20 protein-coding genes are annotated in these 25,509 nt (G+C 45.2%); 12 read left to right on the top strand and 8 right to left on the bottom strand.

Annotated features, from left to right (window positions below; genetic code table 11):
• Positions 1 to 186 (top strand): hypothetical protein (locus DFP81_RS18360; RefSeq protein ID WP_220342967.1); only part of this gene is annotated, 186 nt, incomplete at its 5' end.
• A gap of 444 nt (positions 187 to 630) precedes the next feature.
• On the opposite strand, the gene gndA is transcribed toward DFP81_RS18360, so the two are convergent.
• Positions 631 to 2,154 (bottom strand): NADP-dependent phosphogluconate dehydrogenase, encoded by a 1,524-nt coding sequence (gene gndA, locus DFP81_RS13365; protein WP_115898399.1) that lies wholly within the window; start codon positions 2,152 to 2,154, stop codon positions 631 to 633.
• A gap of 502 nt (positions 2,155 to 2,656) precedes the next feature.
• Here gndA and DFP81_RS13360 point away from each other — a divergent pair.
• Positions 2,657 to 4,213, top strand: coding sequence for a phosphoenolpyruvate carboxykinase (locus tag DFP81_RS13360; RefSeq protein ID WP_115898398.1), 1,557 nt, complete (start codon positions 2,657 to 2,659; stop codon positions 4,211 to 4,213).
• 175 nt (positions 4,214 to 4,388) lie between these two features.
• Here the strand turns inward: DFP81_RS13360 and purL are convergent, their stop codons facing one another.
• Together purL and tadA are read right to left on the bottom strand one after the other, a co-directional pair.
• Positions 4,389 to 8,288, bottom strand: a complete 3,900-nt coding sequence (gene purL, locus DFP81_RS13355; protein ID WP_115898397.1) for a phosphoribosylformylglycinamidine synthase — start codon at positions 8,286 to 8,288, stop codon at positions 4,389 to 4,391.
• A 118-nt stretch (positions 8,289 to 8,406) separates the two neighbouring features.
• Positions 8,407 to 8,898 (bottom strand): tRNA adenosine(34) deaminase TadA, encoded by a 492-nt coding sequence (gene tadA, locus DFP81_RS13350; RefSeq protein WP_115898396.1) that lies wholly within the window; start codon positions 8,896 to 8,898, stop codon positions 8,407 to 8,409.
• A gap of 104 nt (positions 8,899 to 9,002) precedes the next feature.
• Between tadA and DFP81_RS13345 the strand changes: the two genes are divergently transcribed.
• Positions 9,003 to 9,425, top strand: a complete 423-nt coding sequence (locus DFP81_RS13345) for a CBS domain-containing protein (protein WP_115898395.1) — start codon at positions 9,003 to 9,005, stop codon at positions 9,423 to 9,425.
• A 10-nt stretch (positions 9,426 to 9,435) separates the two neighbouring features.
• Here the strand turns inward: DFP81_RS13345 and DFP81_RS13340 are convergent, their stop codons facing one another.
• The 4 genes from DFP81_RS13340 to DFP81_RS13325 all read right to left on the bottom strand — a co-directional run bounded on the left by DFP81_RS13340 (position 9,436) and on the right by DFP81_RS13325 (position 14,869).
• Positions 9,436 to 9,693: a cold-shock protein gene (locus tag DFP81_RS13340; protein WP_115898394.1), complete on the bottom strand. Its 258-nt coding sequence runs from the start codon at positions 9,691 to 9,693 to the stop codon at positions 9,436 to 9,438.
• Between the two features lie 76 nt (positions 9,694 to 9,769).
• Positions 9,770 to 12,553 carry a valine--tRNA ligase gene (locus DFP81_RS13335; protein WP_115898393.1) on the bottom strand — a complete coding sequence of 928 codons (2,784 nt, stop codon included), beginning with the start codon at positions 12,551 to 12,553 and terminating at the stop codon, positions 9,770 to 9,772.
• Between the two features lie 119 nt (positions 12,554 to 12,672).
• Complete coding sequence (locus DFP81_RS13330) at positions 12,673 to 13,131, bottom strand: hypothetical protein (protein WP_115898392.1); 459 nt, start codon at positions 13,129 to 13,131, stop codon at positions 12,673 to 12,675.
• A 274-nt stretch (positions 13,132 to 13,405) separates the two neighbouring features.
• Positions 13,406 to 14,869, bottom strand: a complete 1,464-nt coding sequence (locus DFP81_RS13325; RefSeq protein ID WP_115898391.1) for a leucyl aminopeptidase — start codon at positions 14,867 to 14,869, stop codon at positions 13,406 to 13,408.
• Between the two features lie 118 nt (positions 14,870 to 14,987).
• On the opposite strand from DFP81_RS13325, the gene lptF reads away from it, so the two are divergent.
• Complete coding sequence (lptF, locus tag DFP81_RS13320) at positions 14,988 to 16,130, top strand: LPS export ABC transporter permease LptF (protein ID WP_281272037.1); 1,143 nt, start codon at positions 14,988 to 14,990, stop codon at positions 16,128 to 16,130.
• The gene (gene lptG, locus DFP81_RS13315; RefSeq protein ID WP_115898389.1) at positions 16,123 to 17,184 is read left to right on the top strand and encodes an LPS export ABC transporter permease LptG; all 1,062 of its coding nucleotides are present in this window, start codon (positions 16,123 to 16,125) and stop codon (positions 17,182 to 17,184) included. Before lptF ends, lptG begins: the two co-directional genes overlap by 8 nt.
• Positions 17,185 to 17,195: 11 nt before the next feature.
• On the opposite strand, the gene DFP81_RS13310 is transcribed toward lptG, so the two are convergent.
• Positions 17,196 to 18,362, bottom strand: coding sequence for an aminotransferase class I/II-fold pyridoxal phosphate-dependent enzyme (locus tag DFP81_RS13310; RefSeq protein ID WP_115898388.1), 1,167 nt, complete (start codon positions 18,360 to 18,362; stop codon positions 17,196 to 17,198).
• A 161-nt stretch (positions 18,363 to 18,523) separates the two neighbouring features.
• On the opposite strand from DFP81_RS13310, the gene dksA reads away from it, so the two are divergent.
• From dksA to panC, 7 genes are all read left to right on the top strand, one after another.
• Complete coding sequence (gene dksA / locus DFP81_RS13305) at positions 18,524 to 18,958, top strand: RNA polymerase-binding protein DksA (protein WP_115898387.1); 435 nt, start codon at positions 18,524 to 18,526, stop codon at positions 18,956 to 18,958.
• 1 nt (position 18,959) lies between these two features.
• On the top strand, positions 18,960 to 19,841 hold the full coding sequence (gene gluQRS, locus DFP81_RS13300; RefSeq protein ID WP_245959164.1) for a tRNA glutamyl-Q(34) synthetase GluQRS: 882 nt from the start codon (positions 18,960 to 18,962) through the stop codon (positions 19,839 to 19,841).
• Between the two features lie 89 nt (positions 19,842 to 19,930).
• A complete protein-coding gene (locus DFP81_RS13295) occupies positions 19,931 to 21,355 on the top strand; it encodes a sigma-54-dependent transcriptional regulator (RefSeq protein WP_115898386.1) in 1,425 nt (474 codons plus the stop codon).
• Between the two features lie 539 nt (positions 21,356 to 21,894).
• Positions 21,895 to 23,325 (top strand): polynucleotide adenylyltransferase PcnB, encoded by a 1,431-nt coding sequence (gene pcnB / locus DFP81_RS13290; RefSeq protein WP_115898385.1) that lies wholly within the window; start codon positions 21,895 to 21,897, stop codon positions 23,323 to 23,325.
• 11 nt (positions 23,326 to 23,336) lie between these two features.
• On the top strand, positions 23,337 to 23,822 hold the full coding sequence (folK, locus tag DFP81_RS13285; RefSeq protein WP_115898384.1) for a 2-amino-4-hydroxy-6-hydroxymethyldihydropteridine diphosphokinase: 486 nt from the start codon (positions 23,337 to 23,339) through the stop codon (positions 23,820 to 23,822).
• Positions 23,823 to 23,825: 3 nt separating this feature from the next.
• A complete protein-coding gene (gene panB, locus DFP81_RS13280) occupies positions 23,826 to 24,653 on the top strand; it encodes a 3-methyl-2-oxobutanoate hydroxymethyltransferase (protein ID WP_115898383.1) in 828 nt (275 codons plus the stop codon).
• Entirely contained in the window at positions 24,650 to 25,501 is an 852-nt protein-coding gene (panC, locus tag DFP81_RS13275) for a pantoate--beta-alanine ligase (RefSeq protein ID WP_115898382.1), read from the top strand. The genes panB and panC overlap by 4 nt, the downstream gene beginning before the upstream one ends.
• Positions 25,502 to 25,509 lie beyond the last annotated feature (8 nt).

The following is a 25,509-nucleotide window of genomic DNA, read 5'->3' as shown; positions in this document are numbered from 1 at the left end:
AGAACAATCAACATAAAGCGAATTGACGTGTTTGACTCTCGTAAGTCTTCAATTTTTTTGATCAACTACATTCCGGTAAAACCGAACTGCGATGACCTTCTGAAGACTCCAGCGAGCGCCCACACAAATTATCTGATTATCTATTTTAAAGAGCGTGCTGACTTGTTGGCTTACTTAGTAAGCTAGACATCGTCTTCGTTGTTGTGAAGCGTTGTCCGTGTCAGCGAGGGCGTATATTAAGGATCTACAGATTTAGTGCAACCCTTTTCTGAGAAAAAGTGACATTTATCGCAATTAATTTAAAAGAAAACAAAAACTGTTCAATTAACCAACAAAAAACAGACTTTTTGTTCATAAAACAACCAACACCTACCTTCTTAATCAGCGCTCGCCATCTCATTCATCTCTATAAGAGCGTCAATTAAGGAGAGCAAGCACAAAAAAAACCGTTAACTAATCAGTAACTCACCCTCAAGACAAATATCAATGAGAAAAGCTCGAAAAAGAGCAACAAGGGTCGCTATTCGCCACCTCTAGTCTAAATAAAGAACACACAGCATCAGTAGAAAACAAAAAAGGGTCTACTTATATAAGTAGACCCTTTTTAGAAAGCGCTAAATAAAGCTTATATTATGCCTTACGCTCTGGACGGCCTTCTTCCTGCCAAAAAGTATGGTACTTCTGACTAGAGTCATCATCTACACGAGCATAAGTGTGCGCACCAAAATAATCTCGTTGTGCTTGCAATAGGTTAGCAGGCAAGACTTCAGAGCGATATCCATCAAAATAAGCTAATGCAGAAAAGAACGATGGCGTTGGCACACCTGATTGAGCAGCAAGTACAACCGCTTTGCGAAGCCCTGACTGTTTCTCCGCCATCGCATTGGCAAAGTAGTCATTAAGCAGCAAGTTCTCTAAATCATGGTTCTCAATAAAGGCATCGGCTATTTTTTGTAGGAACGAAGCACGAATAATACAACCACCACGCCAAATTTTTGCGATATCGGTGAAGTTTAACGTCCAGTCATATTCTTTTTCTGCGGCACGCAGTAATTGAAAGCCCTGAGCATAAGCACAGATCTTAGCGCAATAAAGCGCCTCTTCAATCGCCTTTTCAACATCAGCAGCTTCAATATCACCACTTTCAACATCCGCCGTTAAAATGCCAGCGGCATGCTCTCGTTCTGCAGTAAGAGTACTTAATGCACGCGCATAAACAGACTCGCTAATAATACCTGCCGGAACACCCATTTGTGTGGCACTAATAGAAGTCCAACGCCCCGTACCTTTTTGGCCAGCACTGTCGAGGATCATGTCCACTAATGGCGCGCCTGTTTTATGGTCATACTGCTGCAGAATATCTGCCGTAATTTCGACAAGGTAACTATTAAGTACCCCTTGATTCCACTTCTCAAACAACTTGCCAATTTCTGCAGGTTCATAACCTAGTAACGATCGCAATAAATGGTAGGCTTCACAGATTAGCTGCATGTCGGCATATTCGATACCATTATGCACCATTTTCACATAGTGACCGGCACCGTTTGGCCCAAGATAAGCGGTACATGGTTCACCTTCAGTAACTGGTTTACCAGGAATATTGCTAACAATGGGATTGCCATCAGCATCTACTTTCGCCGCAACAGCTTCCCACATTGGTTGCAAGTATTTCCAAGAGTCAGCATCACCACCAGGCATTAGAGATGGTCCGAACCGTGCACCGACCTCACCACCAGAGACGGCCGTGCCAAAGAACTTAAGACGGTCTTTGTATTCTGCCTCACGACGAATAGTATCTGTCCACTGACTGTTACCACAGTCAACAACGATATCGTCTGGCTCTAAACCTGCTTCAATTAAACTATCACAAACGGCATCAACAGGCTTTCCTGCTGGCACGAGTACAACAATCACTCTAGGTTTTACTAAGCTGCCTAATAGCTCTTCAATATTAGAACAACCAATGATACGGGCTTCATTCTGTGAGTCTGGACGCTCACGCTCCTCAGTATCAAGAACGTCTTTTATTTTCTCTGCGTCAAGATCAAAACCTGCAACTCGATAGCCATGGTCAGCGACATTTAAAGCCAGGTTTTTACCCATTACGCCGAGGCCGACAAATCCAATATTGCAGTTCTGATTCGTTTTTAACATAAGTTCGATCAACCTTTAGAAAGAGGGGGAATTCGAGAAATAATCTTACCATGAAGATTGGGGATTCAGGGGCTACTAAAACAAGAAAAATGCAAATAATTATGAATTTATTGAGGCTTTCGTAGAAGATATCCTCACTTTAATCAGGGTTTTACCAAAAATGCGCTTTATTCTTGTCAAGAAGCTATTTCGATATTCCAAGTAATTATATTTCTCTTTCGAAAAATACAAACAAAACAGAAAGAAAATAACAGAAATGTTGTCTTTGAATTCTAAAGTTCGGAGAGAAAAACACTAAAAACCCATAAAATAATAAAAATATCCATATAAATCAGTGGATTGCATGTTATTTGTTTTTTACTAAAAAGTAATAAAATAACATATCGCTATAACAATATTTTTTTTTAGATTGTTTTGTTACTATCGATTTCAACCTAATTCCCCCATTAAAAAATAACAATAATAATTAGACCATATTTTATAGATCTGAGGATTTTACGACATGCGTTCTGCATCTAAAGCAACAGCAATTCATTCAAATTTAACAACCCCACAACTTGTTGAAATCGCCCTTCAAAATGGCGAAGGCGTTCTCGCTGACAACGGTGCACTAGTGGTAGAAACTGGCGCTCGTACTGGCCGCTCTCCGATGGATCGATTCATCGTTGAAGAAGCATCCAGCAAAGACAACATCCACTGGGGCCCTGTTAACCGCGCATTTCCAGAAGCAAAGTTTGCACCTCTATGGGATCGTGTCGAAGGCTATTTGAATGAAAAAGAATCCTTTGTCTCTAACATTCACGTTGGTGCTGGTGATGAATACTATCTACCTGTGATCATGCGCACCGAAACCGCATGGCACCACTTGTTTGGCCGTAACTTATTCATTCGCCCTGACACTTACAATCCAGCGACTAAAGGCGAATGGCAAATCATTAATGCCCCTGGTTTCGTTTGCGAACCGGAGCGTGATGGCACCAACTCTGAAAGCTGCGTCATCCTGAACTTCGCTGAGCGTAAAGTTCTGATTGCTGGTATGCGCTATGCGGGCGAAATGAAAAAAGCCATGTTCTCTGTGCAAAACTACTTGTTACCTGCTCATGATGTATTACCTATGCACTGTGCAGCGAACGTAGGACAAGATGACGATGTCACGCTTTTCTTCGGTTTATCTGGCACAGGTAAAACCACACTTTCTGCTGATCCAGAACGTTTCTTGATTGGCGACGACGAGCACGGTTGGGGTAAAGACACTGTCTTTAATATCGAAGGTGGCTGCTACGCAAAAACCATCGACCTGTCGAAAAAGAATGAACCTATCATTTGGGATGCGATTAAGTTTGGTACTATCGTGGAAAACGTAGTATTGGACCCTGAAACTCGTATTGCCGATTACGCAGACACTTCACTGTCTCAAAATGGCCGTGCTGGCTACCCACGTGAACACATTGAAAAACGCGCTGCAGAAAACCGCGCAGGCGAACCAAATGCCATCATCTTCTTAACCTGCGATTTAACCGGTGTATTACCGCCTGTATCTATCTTAAGCAAAGAAGCAGCAGCTTATCATTTCTTAAGTGGCTACACTGCTCTAGTAGGCTCTACTGAAGTGGGTGCAGGTAGCGGCATTAAATCTACCTTCTCTACTTGTTTTGGTGCGCCTTTCTTCCCACGCTCTGCAGATGTCTACGCGGATCTATTGATTAAGCGTATCGAAGAATTCGGCAGTAAGGTTTACCTAGTTAATACCGGCTGGACTGGCGGTGCTCATGGTCAAGGTGGTAAGCGTTTTAGCATTCCAACGACCCGCGCCGTTATCGCTGCCATTCAATCTGGCGCACTGATTGATACTCCAACCGAACATTTAGATGATGTTAACTTGGATGTACCTACTCAGGTTCCTGGTGTAGACAGCGTGTTATTAAATCCTCGTAATACTTGGGCTGACCAATCAGCTTACCAAGAACAAGCGAAAAAACTAATCGCTCAATTTGTTGATAACTTCAAAAAGTTTGACACGATTTCTGAGGAGATTGTTAAAGCAGGCCCTACACTTTAAGGCGTCCGCTTTTTAAATACGACTCTCGTATTTCCCTTAGCCCAGTGTGTTATCACACTGGGTTTTTTATTGTCTTTACCTCCCCTCTACTATCCTTCATTGATACACCAGCAATAAAAAGCCCCCTACTCTTTCGAGTAGAGGGCTTTTCAAACAAACTTAATAAGCTAAGGTATTAGCCTAACCACTTGCGTGCGTTTTGGAACAAACGCAACCATGGCGCTTGTTCTTGCCATTCGCTTGGGTGCCAGCTGTGCTGAACCGTACGGTAAACACGCTCTGGGTGAGGCATCATAATTGTCACACGACCATCTTCTGATGTTAAACCCGTGATACCTTCAGCTGACCCATTCGGGTTGAATGGGTAACGTTCCGTCGCCTGACCGTAATTATCAACATAGCGTAATGCGACCTGAGATGAAGACACAAGTGCCGCCATGTCTTGGTCGTCACGGTATTCTGTTTGACCTTCACCGTGGGCAACCGCAATCGGCAGACGTGATCCTTCCATGCCAGCCAACATAATAGAGTTCGACTTCTGGACTTCTACTTGCACCAGACGTGCTTCAAATTGTGCCGATTGGTTGCGAACAAACTTCGGCCAATGCTCTGCACCAGGAATAAGCTCGTGTAGGTTAGACAACATCTGACAACCGTTACACACACCTAATGAGAAAGTATCTGGACGCTTGAAGAAAGACTCAAATTGCTCGCGAGCCACTGGGTTGAAAAGAATGGACTTAGCCCAACCTTCACCTGCACCCAATACATCACCGTAAGAGAAACCACCACACGCCACTAAACCACTAAACTCATCTAGCGTTGTGCGACCAGACAAGATGTCACTCATATGAACATCGATCGGAGTAAAACCGGCTTTATGGAAGGCCGCTGCCATTTCCACTTGACCATTCACGCCCTGCTCACGCAATACTGCGATCTTAGGCTTAACACCTGATGCAACAAAAGCGGCCACGATGTCTTCATTCTGGTCGAAGCTTACCTTAGCAGACAAACCTGGATCCTTTGCGTCCAACAAGTTATCAAATTCTTGTTGAGCGGATTCTGGATTGTCACGCAACGCTTGAATGCGGTAGCTGGTTTCAGACCAAACACGCTGCCAGTTGATACGCGTTTCTTCCAACACGGTGTCACCAGCAAAGCGTACGCGAATGCTGTCATCACCGGATAGAGTCGCAATAGAAGTGGCTGTAACACCTACTTTCGCGTAAGCCGCAACAATGTCTGCTACATCCGCATCATTAACCTGAATAACAGCCCCTAGTTCTTCACTAAATAAAACCGGCGCAATTTGATCTTGCTGACTGATAGTGTCATCAAGGTCAATGTTCAGACCTAAGTGGCTCGCAAAGGACATTTCTGTCAAGGTAGCAAACACACCACCATCAGAACGGTCATGGTAAGCCAACAACTTACCTTCTGCATTCAAGGCTTGTGTCGTATCAAAGAAGCCAGCCAACGCTGCTGCGTTATCAACATCGGGAGCTTGTTGGCCTAGCTTGTTGTAAACCTGGGCAATAACAGAACCACCTAGACGATTCTGACCGGCACCCAAGTCGATCAACAACAAACGCGTATCGGCTTTATTTTGCAGTTCTGGGGTAAGGGTTTTACGTACATCCGCTACGGGAGCAAACGCGGTAATCACCAAAGACAATGGTGAAGTAACGGCTTTTTCTTCGCCTTCTTCTTTCCATACTGTCTTCATCGACATGGAGTCTTTACCCACTGGAATCGCGATATCCAATGCTGGACACAATTCCATACCAACCGCTTTTACGGTTTGGTAAAGTTTTTCGTCTTCGCCTTCATGACCCGCTGCGGCCATCCAGTTTGCAGACAATTTAATGTGGTTACGCTGAGTAATTTGCGCTGCCGCCAAGTTGGTTAAGGCTTCACCGACGGCCATACGACCTGACGCTGGGGCGTTCAACAAGGCAATTGGTGTACGCTCACCCATAGTCATGGCTTCACCAGTGGTACTGTCTAATGAGGAAGTCGTAACCGCCACATCGGCAACTGGCACCTGCCAAGGACCCACCATTTGATCACGAGCCACCATACCAGTGATAGAACGGTCACCAATGGTGATCAAGAAGTTTTTGCTAGCAACGGTAGGCAAGCTTAAAACGCGCTGCGCCGCCTCAGCAAGATCCACGTCGACTGCCGTGAAATCATCACCCTCGATGATGGCTTTGGTCGCTTCACGGTGCATTTTAGGTGGCTTACCAAACAATACAGACATTGGTAGATCCACTGGCTTATTACCAAAGTGATCATCCGCTACTTCTAAATGAAGCTCTTCTTTCGCATCGCCAACAATGGCAAACGGGCAACGCTCACGCTCACAAATTGCAGTAAATTCTTCAATACGCTCAGGCGATACCGCCATCACGTAACGCTCTTGAGATTCGTTACACCAAATCTCTAGCGGTGACATACCTGGCTCATCGTTTAATACTTTACGTAAATCAAAGTTGCCGCCACGTTCGCCGTCTTTTACCAATTCAGGTAGCGCGTTCGACAAACCACCAGCACCCACATCGTGGATAAAGCTGATTGGATTGTTGTCGCCAAGCTGCCAACAACGGTCGATCACTTCCTGACAACGGCGTTCCATTTCTGGGTTACCACGTTGCACAGAAGCAAAGTCTAGATCTTCGTTGCCGTCTGCTGAGGCCATAGAGGAAGCCGCGCCGCCACCTAGACCGATCAACATTGCAGGTCCACCAAGCACAATCAGCTTAGCGCCTACTTTGATTTCTTGTTTCTCAACGTGCTCACGACGAATATTACCCATGCCACCCGCCAACATAATTGGCTTATGGTAACCACGGACTTCTTGTTGGCTTGCACCTTGGATTTTTTGTTCGTAACTGCGGAAATACCCCAGCAAGTTCGGACGACCAAACTCATTGTTAAAGGCCGCGCCACCAATAGGGCCTTCGATCATGATATCCAGAGGCGTCACGATTCGAGAAGGTTTGCCGTAGTAGCTTTCCCATGGCTGTTCAAAGCCAGGGATTTTAAGATCAGAAACGGTGTAACCGCTCAAACCAGCTTTTGGTTTTGAACCAATACCCGTTGCGCCTTCATCACGAATTTCACCACCGGAACCTGTTGCGGCACCAGAGAATGGCGAAATAGCGGTCGGATGGTTATGGGTTTCCACCTTCATCAAGATATCAATGTTCTCTTGGCTGAAGTCGTATTCACGCGTTCCTGGCGCAGGGAAGAAACGCCCAGCAAAGCTACCTTCCATCACGGCTGCATTGTCTTTATAAGCAGACAAGGTGCCATCAGGATTGTGCTCATGGGTGTTTTTGATCATTTTAAACAAAGAACGTTCTTGCTCTTCGCCATCAATGGTCCAAGACGCGTTAAAGATTTTGTGGCGACAATGCTCAGAGTTCGCTTGCGCGAACATCATTAACTCTACATCAATTGGGTTACGACCCAACTCAATAAAAGAGTCCACAAGATAATCGATTTCATCGTCTGCTAATGCTAAGCCCAGCGCTTGGTTTGCCTCAACCAATGCCGCTCGCCCACCTGCTAACACATCGACTGATGTCATAGGAGCAGGCTCTGCATGAGAAAACATGTCAGCAGCGTCGCTTAATGCCGGAAGCACGCTTTCTGTCATACGGTCATGCAACATTTCTGATAACAGATCCAGCTCAGCTAATGTCAGCGGCGAAGTACTGTGGATAAAATATTCCACACCACGTTCAACACGAGACACGGCCGCAAGACCACAGTTATGAAGAATATCGGTTGCTTTTGAAGACCAAGGTGAAATCGTACCTAAACGAGGAACGACTAATACACTTTGCTCAGATGAACTGACTTGGGAGGATTTAGGACCGTAGGCTAAAGCGCGCTGAAGAACGGTTTCTTGTTCTGTAGAAAGCGCTTGGCCATCATGCAATTCAACAAAATGTAGAAATTGCGCATCCACATCCGTAACGGATGGTACTGATGCTTTCATGTTGGCCAACAACTTTGCCTTGCGAAACGCTGATAGCGCTGCGGAACCATGCAGGGTTAGCATGTCGAGTATTGCCTCACTTGGTAGTTTTGGGGGATATGTTGCGGGTATTTTAAATCAATGACCCAAATAGAGGCCAGCAGTGTCTGAATTTTCTGCACTAAATGAAGAAAAAAAACGCCTATATGGCCTTTTTCGCTAATTGTTTGAGCTTCTTTTTTTGCTCACGACGATATTGAAAGAATTGTGTTAGCTGTAACGAGGCTTGCTCTGCTAATGTTCCACCGTCCACAGCCACTTTATGATTCAAAAACGGAGCCTCAAAAAAACGCCCTTGGCTTTCGACAATACCACTTTTTGGCTCTGTCGCGGCATAAACAACTCGTGCTACGCGTGAATGAACAATAGCCCCTGCACACATAGCACAAGGCTCTAATGTGACGTATAAAGTCGCGCCCGTTAAACGGTAGTTATTCACCTTTTTACAAGCATCTCTAATGGCTTGAATTTCCGCGTGCGCTGTCGGGTCACATTGGGAGATAGGAGAGTTATAGCCTTCCCCGATCACCTTACCGTCCAAAACAACAATAGCACCGACTGGAATCTCACTATCGGCGGCGGCCTGCTCGGCTAATAATAGCGCTTTTGCCATCCATATTTCATCGCTGCTCATTTACTCACCCTTTCGTTGATCTGACTCATGGCAATATAATTGCTTTTGAAGGCAGCTTGCACCACACTTGCTGGAATAATAATTGGCAAATAGGAAGCTCAAATATGATGACTGTTGCAGACCTGATGGTAACAAATTTAGCCACTCTTGAAGAAAATTGCTCATTAGCCGAAGCCAAAGAGTTGATGAGCGAAAAGAACATTCGCAACTTGCCCATTGTCAATCAAAGCGGCGAATGCATTGGCATGTTGACACAACGTGAATATCTCCGTTATGCCTTTTATTTGGTCAGTCAATTTGGTACCCAGCAGTTAGCCAAGAAAGAAGAGCAAACACCTGTTTCTAAAGTAATGAATAAAGACATTCTTACCATTGACCCAGGTGTTAGTCTGGATACTGCTGCCGAATTCTTTATAGAAAACAAATATGGCAGCTTGCCTGTTGTCAAAGACAGCAAGCTATTAGGTATTCTGACACCGGTAGACTTTGTCAAACTCGCCCACAAAATGTTGCTCGAGCAAGCTTAACACGCTTCGACTAAGCGTTCGCCGCCTGACATTCACCTTCTGGAATACTAGAAGGTGACACATCTTCTATACGCACTTCTGCCGCCTGATAACCAAATTCCGTAGACGTCAATGCAAACGTCACTGGCTGGCCTTTTTTCAGTGTTTTATGACCCTCTAGCAAAATGGATTTATAGTGAACAAAGACATCGCTGTCCGCTTCACGCTTAATAAAACCAATGCCTTTAGAGTCGTTAAACCACTTCACTTTTCCAGATACTCTTTCCATTACCTATTGCCTCTTTTTTTATTTTTATAGAATGCAACAAATGCCAGACACTGAGGTGTCTGGCATTACTATTGATTTATAGCGATTCAATACTCGCTTTTTGCTCTTCAAGCTTGCTAACGGTAAGGCGCAAGTCATCACACTTAGCGCGCTCTTTATCTACCACCGCAGCCGGTGCTTTCGCAACAAAGCTTTCGTTCGACAACTTGCCTTCAATACGTGCAAGGTCTTTGGTTGCTTTATCGATTTCTTTTTGCAAACGTGCAAGCTCCGCACTCTTGTCAATTAACCCTGCCATCGGTACTAGCACTTCCATATCTCCGACTAAAGCCGTCGCAGACATAGGCGCTTCATCGCCAGGGTTTAACCAAGTAATGGTTTCCAACTTAGCCAATTTTTGCAAGAACGCCAAGTTAGCATCGAGACGAGCTTGATCTTGATCCGTACCATTACGGAACAAAACCGTTAACGGTTTAGATGGCGCAATGTTCATTTCGCCACGAATATTTCGCACCCCTTCAATGACACCTTTGAGCCACTCAATGTCGGCTTCGGCTTGCGCATCTTTTTTAGCTTCATTCGCTTCTGGGTATTCCATCAGCATAACCGTATCGCCTTCAACACCTGCCAATGGTGCAACTCGCTGCCAAATTTCTTCGGTCAAGAATGGCATCATAGGATGGGCTAAGCGAAGGAAAGTTTCCAATACGCGAACCAAGGTACGACGCGTACCAGTTAATTGAGCCGCGGTCGCATTTTCGTCCCACAGTACTGGCTTAGAAAGCTCCAAATACCAATCACAGTATTCGTGCCACATAAACTCATACAAGGCTTGTGAAGCAAGGTCATAACGATGGGTTTCAAACGCGCGATTTACCGCATCTTCCGTATGTTGTAAGCGAGAAATGATCCATTTATCCGCCAATGACAGTTCAACGTCTGTGCCGTTTTGACCACAATCTTGATCTTCTGTGTTCATCAGAACGTAACGGGTAGCGTTCCAAATTTTGTTACAGAAATTACGGTAACCTTCAAGGCGATTTAGGTCGAACTTAATATCACGCCCGCCAGAAGCCAATGAACACAAGGTGAAACGCAGAGCGTCAGTACCATAGGCCTGAATACCTTCTGGGTAGGTTTCACGAGTATTCTTTTCCACTTTTTCAGCAAGGCGCGGCTGCATCATGCCGTAGGTACGCTTTTTCACTAGGGACTCAATATCGATGCCGCCAATCAGATCCAATGGATCGATAACGTTACCTTTCGACTTCGACATTTTATCGCCACGCTCATCACGGATAAGCCCGGTAATGTAAACCGTTTTGAAAGGGACTTTATTAGTAAACTTCAAGGTCATCATGATCATTCTGGCAACCCAGAAGAAAATAATATCAAACCCAGTTACCAGTACATCAGACTCACTAAACTCTTTAAAGTCTTGAGTTTCTTCAGGCCAACCTTGCGTTGCAAAGGTCCACAATGCCGAAGAGAACCAGGTGTCTAACACGTCTTCATCTTGAGTCAGTGTGATATCGTCAGCCAGATTGTACTTAGTACGTACCTCTGCCTCATCCTTACCGACATAGAATTTGCCATCAGCATCATACCAAGCCGGAATTTGATGTCCCCACCATAGTTGACGAGAAATACACCAATCATTCAGGTCGCGCATCCAAGCAAAGTAAGTATTTTCCCACTGCTTGGGCACAAACTGAATATCACCGTTTTCTACCGCTTCGATCGCAGGTTTCGCTAGTGTCTCAACTGCCACATACCATTGCTGAGTTAGGTAAGGCTCAATGACAGTGTTACCACGCTCGCCACGAGGCACTTTTAATTTATGGTCCACTACCTTTTCAAGTAAACCAAGCTCATCAAAATCAGCTACCACAGCTTTACGCGCCACAAAGCGATCCATGCCGCGGTACTTTTCTGGTGCTGTATTATTGATAGCCGCATCATCCGTGAGGATGTTGATTAACGGCATATCATGGCGTTTACCTACTTCGTAGTCATTAAAATCATGAGCTGGTGTGATTTTTACACAACCGGTACCAAATTCCTTGTCTACATATTCATCCGCAACAATGGGAATACGACGACCAACAAGTGGCAGTTCAACTTCTTTACCCACTAGGTCAGTGAAGCGCTCATCATCCGGTGCTACAGCCACAGCCGCATCACCAAACATGGTTTCCGGACGCGTCGTTGCCACGACTATATAATCTTTGCCATCTGCTGTTTTCGCGCCATCGGCTAATGGATAGCGGAAATACCACATAAAGCCATTTTCTTCTTCAGAGATAACTTCTAGGTCAGAAATCGCTGTGTGCAGAATAGGGTCCCAGTTAACCAAGCGCTGGCCACGGTAAATAATGCCTTCGTCATACAAGCGAACAAATACTTCTTGTACCGCGGCAGACATACCTGGGTCCATCGTAAAGCGCTCTTTCTGCCAATCTACAGAATCTCCCAAGACACGCATCTGGTCTGAGATAGTACCGCCAGATTGGCCTTTCCATTCCCACACTTTCTCTAGGAATTTTTCACGACCTAAATCATGACGAGTGGTATTTTGTGCCGCTAATTGACGCTCAACCACCATTTGTGTCGCAATACCTGCATGGTCACTGCCTGGCTGCCATAAGGTGCGTTTACCCTTCATGCGCTCGCGGCGAATCATTGCGTCCATCAAGGTATGCTGAAAAGCATGCCCCATGTGAAGGCTACCGGTAACATTTGGTGGCGGAATCATGATGGAGAAAGGGGTGCCGTTGCCTTGAGGGGCAAAATAACCACCCTCTTCCCAACGTTTGTAAATAGGCTGTTCAATACTCTGTGGTTGGTAGGTCTTTTCCATTATGGTGTCTTAAAGCTCATGTAGAGAGGTAAATTGAATTTGGTGAATTATAGCGCGTCATCGCAAGATAAAGAATAACCTGCGGCTTGTCGATGATATCGAATCCGCCGATTGGTTAATCATTTTGCTTGAGTAGACAATTCGTCCATCGTTTGAAGCACTTCTTGGACTAGATCGGGCAAACGCTTTTCAAGCACGCTTGCAATGGCTTGAGCAATAATATCTTGCCGATCAGTAACGCTATCTTCTTGCTGTACCTTATCAAGTTTTGTGTCAGGCTCAGCTGAGGCTGACGCTTGTTCTTCATCCAGCAACACGGGAATTGCATCATCTTGAATGTGTTCAAAACTTTCCATTGCTTCAGAAAACTGTGTTTCCTGACTGACCGTCGCCGATAGCTTTTCAGCGACAATATCCATAAGGATTGGAATATCATCTTGGTTACGCAAGGCGCTAATCAGCGTGTGCTCATCAGGCTCACATTGGTTATCTCCGAGCACCTCGTCCTGACAAACACCTTCCTCTAAAGCGCAGTCATTTAGAACACTTTCTTCAATTTGTGAGGCTAAATCAGGCATAGGACACTAACCAATAAAATAGTAAAAATAAGAAATAGAAGCGACAACAAATAAACAACTGAGGTTCATTGTTCGAAATCCATGCTTCAACTTTCGCATTCGGGACTGAAAATGTCCACCCTCTCACCTTCCACAAGCCTACTTCCGACTTCTTAAAGTGCACACCTTAGGCATACAAAGAAACCTTATCTCACTCTTTTTATTCATAAAAAAAGCAACAATGAACATCATTGCTGCTTTTTATAAAAACCGATCGTTTTGCTACAAGCAGATGCTAACTTGCTTTATCTAACAAGTAACGCGTCAATAGCGCAACGGGACGACCTGTCGCACCTTTAGCCGCACCACCACTCCAGGCTACACCTGCAATGTCTAAATGCGCCCAAGGGTAAGAAGCGGTAAAGCGTGACAAGAAACAGGCCGCTGTCACAGAGCCAGCTTCTGGGCCACCGATATTACCGATATCTGCAAAGTTGCTGTCTAGCTGCTGTTGGTACTCTTCATTCAGCGGCATCTGCCAAATTTTATCAGCAGAAATCTGGCTGGCTGCCTTTAATGACTCAGCTACTGCGTCGTCATTTGCGTACATCCCAGAGTTCACACTTCCCAAAGCCACAACACAAGCGCCAGTTAAAGTCGCGACATCCACAACCGATTTAGGCTTAAAGCGCTCAATGTAGGTTAACGCATCACACAATACGAGACGGCCTTCGGCGTCAGTATTAAGCACTTCAACCGTTTTACCAGACATGGTTTTTACAATATCGCCAGGCTTGGTTGCACGCGCACTTGGCATATTTTCTGCCGCCGCAACCACTGCGGTGAAGTTCAATTTCGGCTTAAGTTCACAAATCGCTTTCATGGTGCCGAATACACTTGCCGCACCACACATATCGTATTTCATCTCATCCATTTTTGGACCAGGTTTCAGAGAAATACCACCTGTATCAAAGGTAATACCTTTACCTAGCAAAACATGCGGGGCTTCGCCTTCTTCTCCGCCACGGTAATGCATTACAATCAAGTAACTTGGTTGATCACTGCCACGACCGACTGATAGCAGGCAATGCATGCCCAGCTCGTCCATTTTTGTTTCGTCTAGCAACTCAACATCAATGCCGTACTCTTCACCAAAGTGCTGAGCTTTAGAGGCAAGGTAGTTCGGCGTACATACGTTACCAGGCAAGTTTCCTAACTGGCGCGCAAACGCAGAGCCATTCGCGGTTGCTGTGCCGATTGCTAAAGCGGCTTCATCGTCGCCTTCAATCAATAGATCAGTGACCTTAGTCGCTTTTTCTGCATCGTCTTGCTTAAAGCCAAGAAAGTTATAAAAACCTTCATTCAACCATTGGGCAATCAGGGCGGTTACTTCACTTTGTGTGCGTTTCTTTAAAACGAGAGCACGACTTGCTAGTGCAACAGACGCGTAAGGCAGCGACTTAATCTGTGCTGCCACAGCAGCAATGACTTTGCGTGCTTGCATGTCACTTAATTCGGCATCTTTGCCGATACCAACCAGCAACACTGGCTGCGCGAAATCTTGGGTAATGCTAGGCAATAATAAAGTTTGCGCTAAGCCACCTTTAAAAACACCGCTTTCTCGCAATTGTGACAACTGGCCATCTGCATTACCATCAACCCAAGCAGTTGACTCAGGGAACGCGCCTTCACTTGGAACAAAAGTGACGAGCAAATCTGCCTGAACCGCAGAGACGCGATCAAATAGTGTCGTATTCATGAGTGCTTCCTCAAAATAATAACTTTTAAAAAAAACTGGATAATGTCCTTCTTACCACGAGATAATGGGGGCTTTAGATTTGTAATCAACTCTCCGCACATTGCGGCATCCTACAGAGGTGACTTTGAGACTATTCAGATACTTGGCGAAAGAAGTGTTAGTGTCAACTGCCGGAGTGACGCTAATTTTACTTCTCGTTATTTTAAGCAGCCGATTTGTATCCTATTTAGGACGAGCAACTGAAGGCAAAATGACCTTTGAGTTTCTTTTTACTATTCTCGGCTTTCATGTGCCATCTTTTGTTCAAATCATTTTGCCCATTGCCTTTTTTCTCTCATTATTGCTAACGTTTGGTCGGCTCTACATTGAAAATGAAATGTCCGTGCTATTTTCCAGCGGCATCAGCAAACTAAAATTAGCAGGCTACACTCTGGGCATTGCCGGCATTGTGTTTAGCATTAGTGCGGGACTGAATTTCTGGCTAACCCCAACCAGCGAATATCACGCAGTTAAAGCAGCAGACGAACAAGGCCAACTTTCTACCTTTTCGTTTTTATTGCCAAGACGCTTTCAAGGTGACGGCCAACGCACGACTTATATCGATAGCTTCACCCCTGATGAGGGCTGGATGAACGATGTTTTCTTATCTGACTTCGTACGCGACAACGGCAAATCCATACCAGTACAAATGCTCGCTTCCTATGCCGAAGAAATCAAAATGGATTCTAAAAACGGCCAAGACTATCTGGTCTTTAAAAATGGCGTACGCTATGAAGGCATCCCTGGCACCGCTTCCTATCGTGTCACTGAATTCGACACTTATGCGATGCGCATGGAAAGCGCCCCGCAAGAATCCATTACAGACCCAGAAACACGCAGCACCCTCTATTTACTGAGCAGTGATGACCCAGAAGACCAAGAAGAACTTCAGTGGCGAATCGCGTTAGTGGTGATGATCCCTATTCTATCGATCATTGGTTTATCCCTTAGCCAAGTAAATCCAAGGCAAGGCCGCTTCTTTAAAATGCTGCCAGCGATTCTTTTGATGATCCTTTACATGGCGTTACTCATTTGGGGAAAAACCGCCATAGGCAAGGGCAAAATCCCTGACTATTTGGGACTTTGGTGGATCCATGGCATTTTTCTCTGTATCGCTCTTGGGTTATTTGTCCAATACAATCAAGTATTTAATAGAAAAAATGCTCAATTGCCCACGCCACAAACTCCTGACCCTCAAGATAAGAGTTTAAGTAATGAATAAAATAGACAAATATGTCGCCACCAGTGTTCTCTGGTCTTTCTTGATCGTTATGTTTGTACTGCTGGGATTAGACACGGCCATTGCCTTCATTGACCAGATCAAGAAAGTCAGTGATGACTATACGGTACAGTCCATTCTGCAAGTACTGCTTTATCGTTTGCCGGGCAAATTCGCCGAATACGTGCCGATATCTTCTCTTATTGGCACCCTAATGGGGCTAGGCACCCTAGCCTCTACTTCTGAATTAACCGTTATGCGTGCGGCCGGTATGCCAATCTGGCGTATTGGCTTATCGGCTTGCCAGCCTATTATTTTCATTGCCTTATTTGGCATGGGGTTATCCGAATTTGTTGCCCCTGTAGCAGAACAAAAAGCCAACCTAGTAGAAAAGCTACAAGATCAAAAAGAAGGGAATTTTGCGCTAACTGGCGGCGTATGGCTAAAGGCCGACAACAACTTTGTCTACATTAATGCAGCGGACCGATCGGGCAAGCTCTATGGCATTAAAATTTTCACCCCAGATGGGCAACACCTAAAAAGTATTACTGATGCGAAAACCGCTATTCACATTAACGAAAACCAATGGCTTTTAGATGGCGTTAGCAAGACTGTTTTTTACCCAGATCACGTGAAGGTACAAAACCTGCCAACTGAGAAGTGGTCAGTAAGCATAAAACCAGAACATCTGTACCTAGCATCACAAGAGCCTGACTTTTTGTCACTAAGCCAGTTGCGCACTTATCAACTTTACCTTGATGAGCAAAAACAGGATGGCGCACAGTACGCTCTGGAGTTCTGGAGTAAAGCGCTGCGCCCTGTTGCTTGTATCGCACTGGTGCTGGTTGCGCTGTCCAGCGTCTTTGGGCCGTTACGTTCATCTACCATGGGTGGACGAATCTTCTCTGGTGTCATGATTGGCTTGGCCTTTCAAAACGGATTAAACTTATTTGGCCGAATGAGCATCGCGACAGGCTTCCCCCCCGCCGTCGGCGTTAGTATTCCTATCGCTATTTGTTTGCTATCTGGCATTCTCTTAATGAGACGTCGAGGCTAAAAGAAACAGCACTAGGATTGAATAAAGCGTTCAATCCTAGTAAGCGCTTCGTTAAGACGTTGCTCGTCACAGGTATAGGCAAAACGAACGTATTTATGCGCATCCTTCATGCCAAAATCCGCTCCTGGTGTCAGTGCCACTTTTTCCTCTTCCAATAAGCGTAAGCACCAAGACATGGCATCCTCTGTAACACTTGATACATCGACGTACGCATAAAACGCCCCTTGCGCTGGCGCAACCACTGGCAAACCAACACGTTCCAACCCTTCCAATAAAGTTAAGCGACGACGATTCAGTGTCTGCCGACGCTTCTCACATTCTTCCAGAACGGTCGGTTCGAATGCTGCTATCGCAGCATATTGAGCAACGCTTGAGGCTGATATAAAGAGGTTTTGAGCCAGTTTTGTGGCGCCTTCAATGGCCCATTCTGGCACCACAATCCAACCCAATCGCCAGCCCGTCATGGCAAAATACTTAGAAAAGCTATTAATCACAAAAATATCGTCATCCAATGACAAGGCAGTAAAGTCCTCTCCTTCAAAGACCAACCCCTGATAAATTTCATCGACTAAGAGATGTCCACCTAATGCTTGAATTTGCTGCCATGCTTGCGCCACATAGTCTTTACTCAGTACAGCGCCAGTAGGGTTAGAAGGAGATGCTAGCCAAAGACCTGTGGTGTTTTCACTCCAATGAGAAGGCAATGTATCTAGCTTCACTTCAAACGCTTGCTCCGCTGAAGTTTCGATCATCTTTGCTTGGCCACCGGCTTGAATTAAGAAGTGGCGATTACATGGGTAGCAAGGATCTGGCATCAACACCTCTTCCCCTTCGTTCACCATTAGGGAAGCCATCAACAATAAAGCACCCGACGCACCTGGCGTTACAATAATACGCTCTGGCGCGACCTCTACTTGATAACGAGTACGATAATGCTGGCTAATCGCGTGCTTAAGTTCAGGTAGTCCGGTTGCGGGCGTATAGCCTGTTTTCGCCGCTTCAATAGACTGGATACCTGCCTCGTTTATGGCTTGTGGGGCAACGAAATCCGGCTCTCCTACTTCCAAATGAATCACATCATTGCCATCGGCCTGTAACTGCTTTGCTCTCTCCATTACCGCCATCACCTGAAAAGGTGATATTTTCCCAACTCGCGAGGCTAACTTCTGCTTAGACATATAGGTTTCTCAACTTAATTCAACATTTTCATGAATATTTGCGCAAAAAAAGTGGTTTAACGCCAAATTATCTGGTAAGTTTCCGGCCGAAAAATAAACCACTTAATCTTTATAGTTTACAGGTTACCATAAAGGGAAACCTGCGAAATGAGGCAATGCGTATGCCAAGTACGAACCCGGAATCATTAATGAAGGACTTCACACCTTACGATGCTAAGGAAGGTGAAGAATACATGAACGAGAACCAGTTGGCGCATTTCAAAAGCATTTTGCTTAACTGGAAGCAGGGGCTAATGGAAGAGGTTGACCGTACCGTTAACCATCTTAAGGAAGAAGCAGTAAACTACGCAGATCCTAATGACCGCGCCAGCCAAGAAGAAGAATTCAGCCTTGAGTTGCGAGCTCGTGATCGTGAACGCAAACTGGTTAAGAAAATTTCTCAAACCATTGAGCGCATCAACGAAGACGATTATGGCTTTTGTGACGAATGTGGCATCGAAATCGGTATTCGCCGATTAGAAGCACGTCCTACAGCAACAATGTGCATCGATTGCAAAACATTGGCTGAGATCAAAGAGAAGCAAATCGGCGGCTAACTTGATCTCATCAGGTTACCGTGGCCGTTTCGCACCTTCGCCAACCGGCCCACTCCACTTAGGCTCGCTAGTCGCTGCACTCGCGAGCTATGTGGATGCAAAGTACCATCAAGGTACTTGGATAGTCCGCATCGAAGATGTCGATGCCGTTCGATGTCGCCCTGAATACACTCAGCAAATTCTAGCAACACTAGAAAGTTACCAACTCATCTCTGACGAGGCGGTTCGCTTACAATACGAACACACAGCCAGCTATGAAGCGTATCTGACCCAGCTCAAGCAGAGTCAAAATGTCTTTCCTTGTAATTGCACAAGAAAATCCTTACAAGCTTATTCAGGCCTACACCCTCACGTTTGTCAAAGCACAGAAACGCAACCTCACTCTTGGCGCCTAAGAACCAATCACGAGGAATATCACTATCAAGACCTGATTCAAGGCGCAATGTCTTTTGCTGACGACTTAGATGGTAATCATCCCGTATTAAAACGCAAAGACGGCTATTTCTCCTATCAACTTGCGGTGGTAGTAGACGATCATCTACAAGGTATCACCCATCTAATACGCGGTGCTGATTTAATCGATACCACGGCACAACAGCTGCATCTGTACCACCTTTTTGGCTGGCAAGTCCCTCAGATCGGACACATCCCACTGGTCGTCAATCAAGATGCTGAGAAAATCAGCAAGCAAAATCACGCCAAGCCCATTCCAAATGGCGACCTAGACACTCTAATACGCGCATTGAGCTATTTGAAAATAGACGCCCAAAACGCAACCAGCATCACAGAAGCCTTGGCGGTTGCTATTCAAAACTGGAAACCACAACGCCTAAGCCAACAAACCACCACGGTAATTGCCCCAAAAGATCTTCACTTTTTATAGTTTGTCAGGCCGTGCACACTTCTTCCCTCTAGCTGTTACCCAAGTGATGTGTATAATCGTTACATTGGTTACAAGAGGTGACACCAAAAATGCATCATATTATGATAATTTGTCCCGAAGACTCACCACTCAAAGAAGCTGACAGGTGGCTCTCTCGCTATGGCTTTCAAGTCAATCTATGCTACACCCTTGAACAAGCGAAAAAATACTATGAACTGGCCGACTTCGATCTACTTCTTATAGACCAAGCCATTTTAGCCTTATTCACTGACAATATGTCAGCACTCGAAGGGACGCCTCCACGCTTAGTTCTAGACGCTCGCCCTAGCCTAAATAGCGGCATCGACGCGATGGCGATGGGAGCAAAGTATTACCTGCCTTTGCCCACCGACTCAGAGCATTTGCTAAAGCATGTTATCGATGCCTTAGAAAACACCACGCCAGCATCTAAGGCAAAACAAACAGCAGAACCTGAAGCAATCCCTCCGCTGCTCTTTGCACGTTCTGAGAAAGAACAAGAAGCCGACAATTTAGGCGCGCTAGATAGTGGCATCATTGGTAACTGTGAGCCGATGCGCGAGCTTTTCAGCGATATTCGCAAAGTAGCCAGCACTGACGTTACCGTATTGATTCGTGGTGAATCGGGTACAGGTAAGGAATTGGTTGCCAAAGCGCTGCACAACTTAAGCACCAGACATAACAACCCATTGATCAGCGTCAACTGCGCAGCCATCCCAGAAAACCTAATAGAATCAGAGCTTTTCGGTCATGAGAAAGGGGCATTTACTGGCGCGGTCTCGGCACGAGATGGGTTAATATACGCCGCAGACAATGGCACTTTATTCCTCGATGAAATCGGTGAATTACCTCTCGAAGCACAAGCTAGACTGCTGCGGGTCCTACAGGAAGGCGAAATCCGCCGAGTCGGCGCGATTCAATCAACCAAGGTAAATGTACGTTTGGTCACCGCGACACACAGAGATCTAATCGACATGGTTCGCAAGGGCTATTTTCGCGAAGATTTATACTATCGCCTCTATGTCATGGAACTACTGCTTCCACCATTACGCGAACGCAGTGACGACATTTCGATGATTGCAAAATTCCTCCTTGAGAAGGCCTGTAAAAAGCACAACCGCGTACCTCTGGACTACAACAAAGAGTTTGATAAAGCGATCCGAGCTCATAATTGGCCAGGCAATGTCCGTGAGCTAGAAAACGCTATCGAACGGGCTGTTATTCTTAGCCCACCTCACCGGATTGAAGCCGCTAACTTAAAATTGATTACCCACCTAAGCGGCAGTAAAACGCAGCAAACAACGACCAAAACCAGTGAGCAATTGACCCCATTAGAGGGCACTACCCTGGATGACTATTTCAAACATTTCGTGTTAACGCACCAACACAAGATGACAGAGACTCAACTTGCCCAATCCTTGGGCATCTCTCGAAAAAGCCTATGGGAAAGACGGCAAAAGCTTGGTATACCCAAAAAAGTAACAAATAATAAGTAACACTTGTTACCAAATAACACAAATAATGAGCAAGATATTGTAAAAAATATGAACAAGAAAAACGCAAAAACCATATAATTCAACGAATTATGATTTTTGGCACAAGAAATGCCTTATATAGATCACAACGATAATAAGATTGACCAAGAATAAGAATAAGTTAGTCGTCGTGTGTAAGTTCTTAACAATAAAAATAAGATATAGGAACACCGTAGCCTCTTAAAACAAAAATAAAAACTTGAGGCTATGGATAGAAAATCGCTTTGGATAATTGATTTTTTTAGATATAGAAGCCTTCGGGCAATGAAAACATTGCAATAATAAAAATAAAACCTGAGTAGAACTGCATAAGCAGCACCCACTTTGTTTTCGGAACTAGTATCTTCATGTATCCAAAGCGATTATTTTGTTTTCGAATAATCGCTTCTCCCCTACGCTCGTCTTACTATAAATCTTCCATTTTGAATGCTCTATTACTCGTGTAACTTCTTTGCCACACGTGTAGAATACAGTTTTCGCTAACTAAAATTTGTTGTCTAATGCTTACAGGATTAAAATCTCTGGTACGTAAAGCCACCTCAATCTTTGCCTCTCCTAAGGCTCAGACTTATCCCATTATTATTCCGCGCAGTGATCACAGCTTATCTCGCCAGCAGTTAAGCCCAAACGCGGTCAAGGTCCTTTATCGCTTAAACAAAGCAGGCTTTGATGCTTACCTTGTTGGCGGCTGTATTCGTGACCACTTGATCGGCGTTAATGCGAAAGATTTCGACGTCGTTACCAACGCGACTCCTGAAGAAATTCACGATCTATTTTCCAATTCACGACTGATAGGTCGACGCTTTCGTCTTGTACACGTGACATTTGGCCGTGAAATTATCGAAGTATCTACATTCCGAGCCAACTCAGCGAAAGATGATAGCGCGAGTAAGCCGCAAGAATCGCTAAAAGGAAAAGACTCGGCACGTTCTGCCCACGGCATCATGCTCCGTGATAATGTCTATGGCAGTATTGAAGAAGACGCGGAACGTCGCGACTTTACCTTTAATGCTCTGTATTACAATGTTCAGGACTTTAGCATCCATGATTATTGTGGCGGCTTAGAAGACATTGAAAACAAAAAAATACGTATTATTGGTGACCCAAGAGAGCGCTATCAAGAAGACCCGGTACGTATGCTCCGCGCAATCCGCTTTGCTGGCAAACTGGGCTTTGATATAGAAGAAGAAACGGCCGCACCAATAAAAGAAATGGCTCACCTACTGGACCATATTCCACCGGCACGCTTGTTTGAAGAAGTCCTTAAACTATTAGGCAGCGGTAATGGCATTAAAACTTTCCATTTATTACGCCAATACGGTCTCTTCAAATACCTGTTCCCAGACACTGAAGCCCTCTTGGTTAGTGGTTGGAAGCGTGATGATATAAACCCTGAAGCTTTTATTCTTCAAGGCTTAGAAAATACAGACAAGCGCCTACAGGCAGGTAAAACTACTGCGCCTTACTTCTTATATGCGGTGATGTTATGGCCAAGCGTTGTGCTTCGCCATGAAGAATTCCAAGCCCAAGGCATGCCTATCACTCCAGCTTTACACCAGGCTGCTAGCATGGTGCTAGACAACCAAGTTGCTTCTACGGCCATCCCGCGACGCTTTTCTACCCCAATGCGAGAAATTTGGGATATGCAATTCCGCTTACCAAAACGCTACGGTAAACGGGCGTTCGTGTTGCTTGAGCACCCACGTTTTCGTGCCGCATTTGATTTCTTGCTGATTCGCGAGTTAAGTGGCACAGAAATGGGTGGACTGGGCGCTTGGTGGGAAGCATTTCAATTTGCCAGCGAACATGAACAGAGAGAGCTCATTAAAAGCATCGATGCTCGTTCGAACGACAAAGAAGGCCCTAAAAAGCGCCGTCCACGTCGCCGCAGAAAAAGCAATGCGCCACAAAGAGAAACTCCTGAAAAATAAGAGGGACCAGAGTGAAACTGGCTTATATTGGACTTGGTAGTAACTTAGCAAACCCAATAGCTCAAATGAATAGCGCTATTGAGCAATTGTCTACACACCCAGATTTGGTAGATTTTCGCGTCTCTGCGCTCTACTCTAGTAAACCGGTTGGCCCTCAAGACCAGCCGGATTATGTAAATTCCGTTGCGGCGCTACGAACACAATTAACGCCCATCGAGTTACTCGACTTATTACAGAGTATTGAACAAGATCATCAGCGTGTTCGTGAGCGCCATTGGGGGCCACGCACATTGGACCTTGATTTATTACTATACAACAATGAGACCATTGATTTACCGCGTCTTACCGTTCCTCATCCTTATATGCTAGAAAGAGGGTTCGTCATCCGTCCCCTTATGGATCTGGCACCAGAAATGCTCTTAACGAACGGCAAAACCGTCACTGAGCATTTACGCCAACTTGATACCAGTGATTTGGTTTCTATAGAAGAAGAATGATCTATGTATTCAAATAACTCTGAAAAAAAGCTCAGCCGTCCAATCTCTTTGTCAGACCTAAAACAAATGAAGGAAAACAAAGAAAAGTTCACCTGCTTAACCAGTTATGACGCAACATTTACTCATGTTATGAATCAAGCAGGCGTTGAAACTATTCTGATTGGCGACTCTCTTGGCATGGTGATTCAGGGTCAAGACAGCACCTTACCTGTTACCATTGAAGACATGTGTTACCACACAGCGGCGGTCAAGCGAGGCAACACAAACGCCTTTATTCTCGCCGACATGTCTTTTATGACCTACAACTCCACTGAACACGCTTTGGAGAATGCAGGCAAGTTGATGCAAGCTGGCGCTAACATGGTCAAAATTGAAGGCGCGGCATGGCTAAAAGATATTATTAAAGCGCTGAGTGATCGCGGTATTCCGGTGTGTGCTCACCTTGGTCTAACACCTCAGTTCGTTAACAAATTAGGTGGTTACAAAGTGCAAGGTAAAGGCCAACAAGCCGCTGATTTGCTGTTGGCAGATTCCCTTGCATTGGTTGCGGCTGGCGCGGATATTCTGCTTTACGAATGCATTCCTAGCGAGCTTGGAAAAACACTAACAGAGGCCGTTCCGGTACCCACCATTGGCATTGGCGCAGGCCCACACACAGACGGTCAAGTCTTGGTAATGCACGATATGCTTGGTGCTAACATAGGCAAACGTCCACGCTTTGTAAAAAACTTCCTGACTAACGGCCGCAGCATTCAAGAGGCATTTGAAGCCTATGTTTATGAAGTCAAGAACCAACAATTCCCTGCACCAGAACACGGATTTAAATCATGAAAACCTTTCACACTGTTGCTGAACTTCGTGCTGCCTTAAAAAAAGAGCGCCTACAAGACAAAAGCATTGCGTTCGTTCCTACTATGGGCAATTTGCACGATGGCCACATGTCGCTCATCCGTCGCGCTGTCAAAGAAGGGGATGTTGTGGTTTCCTCTATCTTCGTTAATCCCATGCAGTTCTCTGCCAATGAAGACTTAGAGCGCTACCCAAAAACACTGGAAGAAGATAAAAAAGTCTTAGCCGCAAATGGCTGTCAGTATTTGTTTGCCCCAGATGCAAAAGAAATGTACCCAGATGGCAAGCGCAGCCAAACACAAATTGAAGTGGTCGGCTTATCTGATATTTTGTGTGGTGCTTCTCGCCCTGGGCATTTTGTTGGTGTTTCCACCGTTGTGACAAAATTGTTTAACATTGTTCAGCCAGACTGTGCCATATTCGGCAACAAAGACTTCCAACAGCTAAAAGTTATTGAAGATATGGTGCGCGATTTAAGCTCTAACGTCCGTATCATAGGTGTCGATATCGCACGCAACGAAGATGGCTTAGCCATGAGCTCACGCAATGGCTACCTAACAGAAGAAGAAAGACGCATCGCCCCTGCAATCTATCAAACCTTGCTATGGGCAAAAGAAGCGCTACTAGAAAACAGTGCGAGTCACGAGGACATCTGCGAACAAGCTCAACAGAAGCTTGAAGCGGCTGGTTTCCGTCGTGATTATTTTGAAATCCGCGCACAAGATAATTTACAAACACCGTCAGAAGAAGAGAAAAGCCTGGTCATTTTGGCTGCGGCATACCTAGGCAGCGCACGTTTGATCGATAATATGCGTATTGAACTGGCCTAACTCACTTT

This window comes from Marinomonas pollencensis, assembly GCF_003387375.1.
GTDB lineage: Bacteria > Pseudomonadota > Gammaproteobacteria > Pseudomonadales > Marinomonadaceae > Marinomonas > Marinomonas pollencensis.
This window is presented reverse-complemented; position numbering and strand designations above follow the sequence as displayed.

What these genes read in the sequence shown, in the direction of transcription:
- DFP81_RS13345 (WP_115898395.1), top strand. Translation starts at nt 9,003, where the DNA reads ATGATGACTGTTGCAGACCTGATGGTAACAAATTTAGCCACTCTTGAA.
- DFP81_RS13330 (WP_115898392.1), bottom strand. Translation starts at nt 13,131, where the DNA reads ATGCCTGATTTAGCCTCACAAATTGAAGAAAGTGTTCTAAATGACTGC.
- panC (WP_115898382.1), top strand. Translation starts at nt 24,650, where the DNA reads ATGAAAACCTTTCACACTGTTGCTGAACTTCGTGCTGCCTTAAAAAAA.
- purL (WP_115898397.1), bottom strand. Translation starts at nt 8,288, where the DNA reads ATGCTAACCCTGCATGGTTCCGCAGCGCTATCAGCGTTTCGCAAGGCA.
- lptG (WP_115898389.1), top strand. Translation starts at nt 16,123, where the DNA reads ATGAATAAAATAGACAAATATGTCGCCACCAGTGTTCTCTGGTCTTTC.
- tadA (WP_115898396.1), bottom strand. Translation starts at nt 8,898, where the DNA reads ATGAGCAGCGATGAAATATGGATGGCAAAAGCGCTATTATTAGCCGAG.
- DFP81_RS13335 (WP_115898393.1), bottom strand. Translation starts at nt 12,553, where the DNA reads ATGGAAAAGACCTACCAACCACAGAGTATTGAACAGCCTATTTACAAA.
- DFP81_RS13340 (WP_115898394.1), bottom strand. Translation starts at nt 9,693, where the DNA reads ATGGAAAGAGTATCTGGAAAAGTGAAGTGGTTTAACGACTCTAAAGGC.
- panB (WP_115898383.1), top strand. Translation starts at nt 23,826, where the DNA reads ATGTATTCAAATAACTCTGAAAAAAAGCTCAGCCGTCCAATCTCTTTG.
- DFP81_RS13325 (WP_115898391.1), bottom strand. Translation starts at nt 14,869, where the DNA reads ATGAATACGACACTATTTGATCGCGTCTCTGCGGTTCAGGCAGATTTG.
- DFP81_RS13360 (WP_115898398.1), top strand. Translation starts at nt 2,657, where the DNA reads ATGCGTTCTGCATCTAAAGCAACAGCAATTCATTCAAATTTAACAACC.
- gndA (WP_115898399.1), bottom strand. Translation starts at nt 2,154, where the DNA reads ATGTTAAAAACGAATCAGAACTGCAATATTGGATTTGTCGGCCTCGGC.
- DFP81_RS13295 (WP_115898386.1), top strand. Translation starts at nt 19,931, where the DNA reads ATGCATCATATTATGATAATTTGTCCCGAAGACTCACCACTCAAAGAA.
- dksA (WP_115898387.1), top strand. Translation starts at nt 18,524, where the DNA reads ATGCCAAGTACGAACCCGGAATCATTAATGAAGGACTTCACACCTTAC.
- DFP81_RS13310 (WP_115898388.1), bottom strand. Translation starts at nt 18,362, where the DNA reads ATGTCTAAGCAGAAGTTAGCCTCGCGAGTTGGGAAAATATCACCTTTT.
- pcnB (WP_115898385.1), top strand. Translation starts at nt 21,895, where the DNA reads ATGCTTACAGGATTAAAATCTCTGGTACGTAAAGCCACCTCAATCTTT.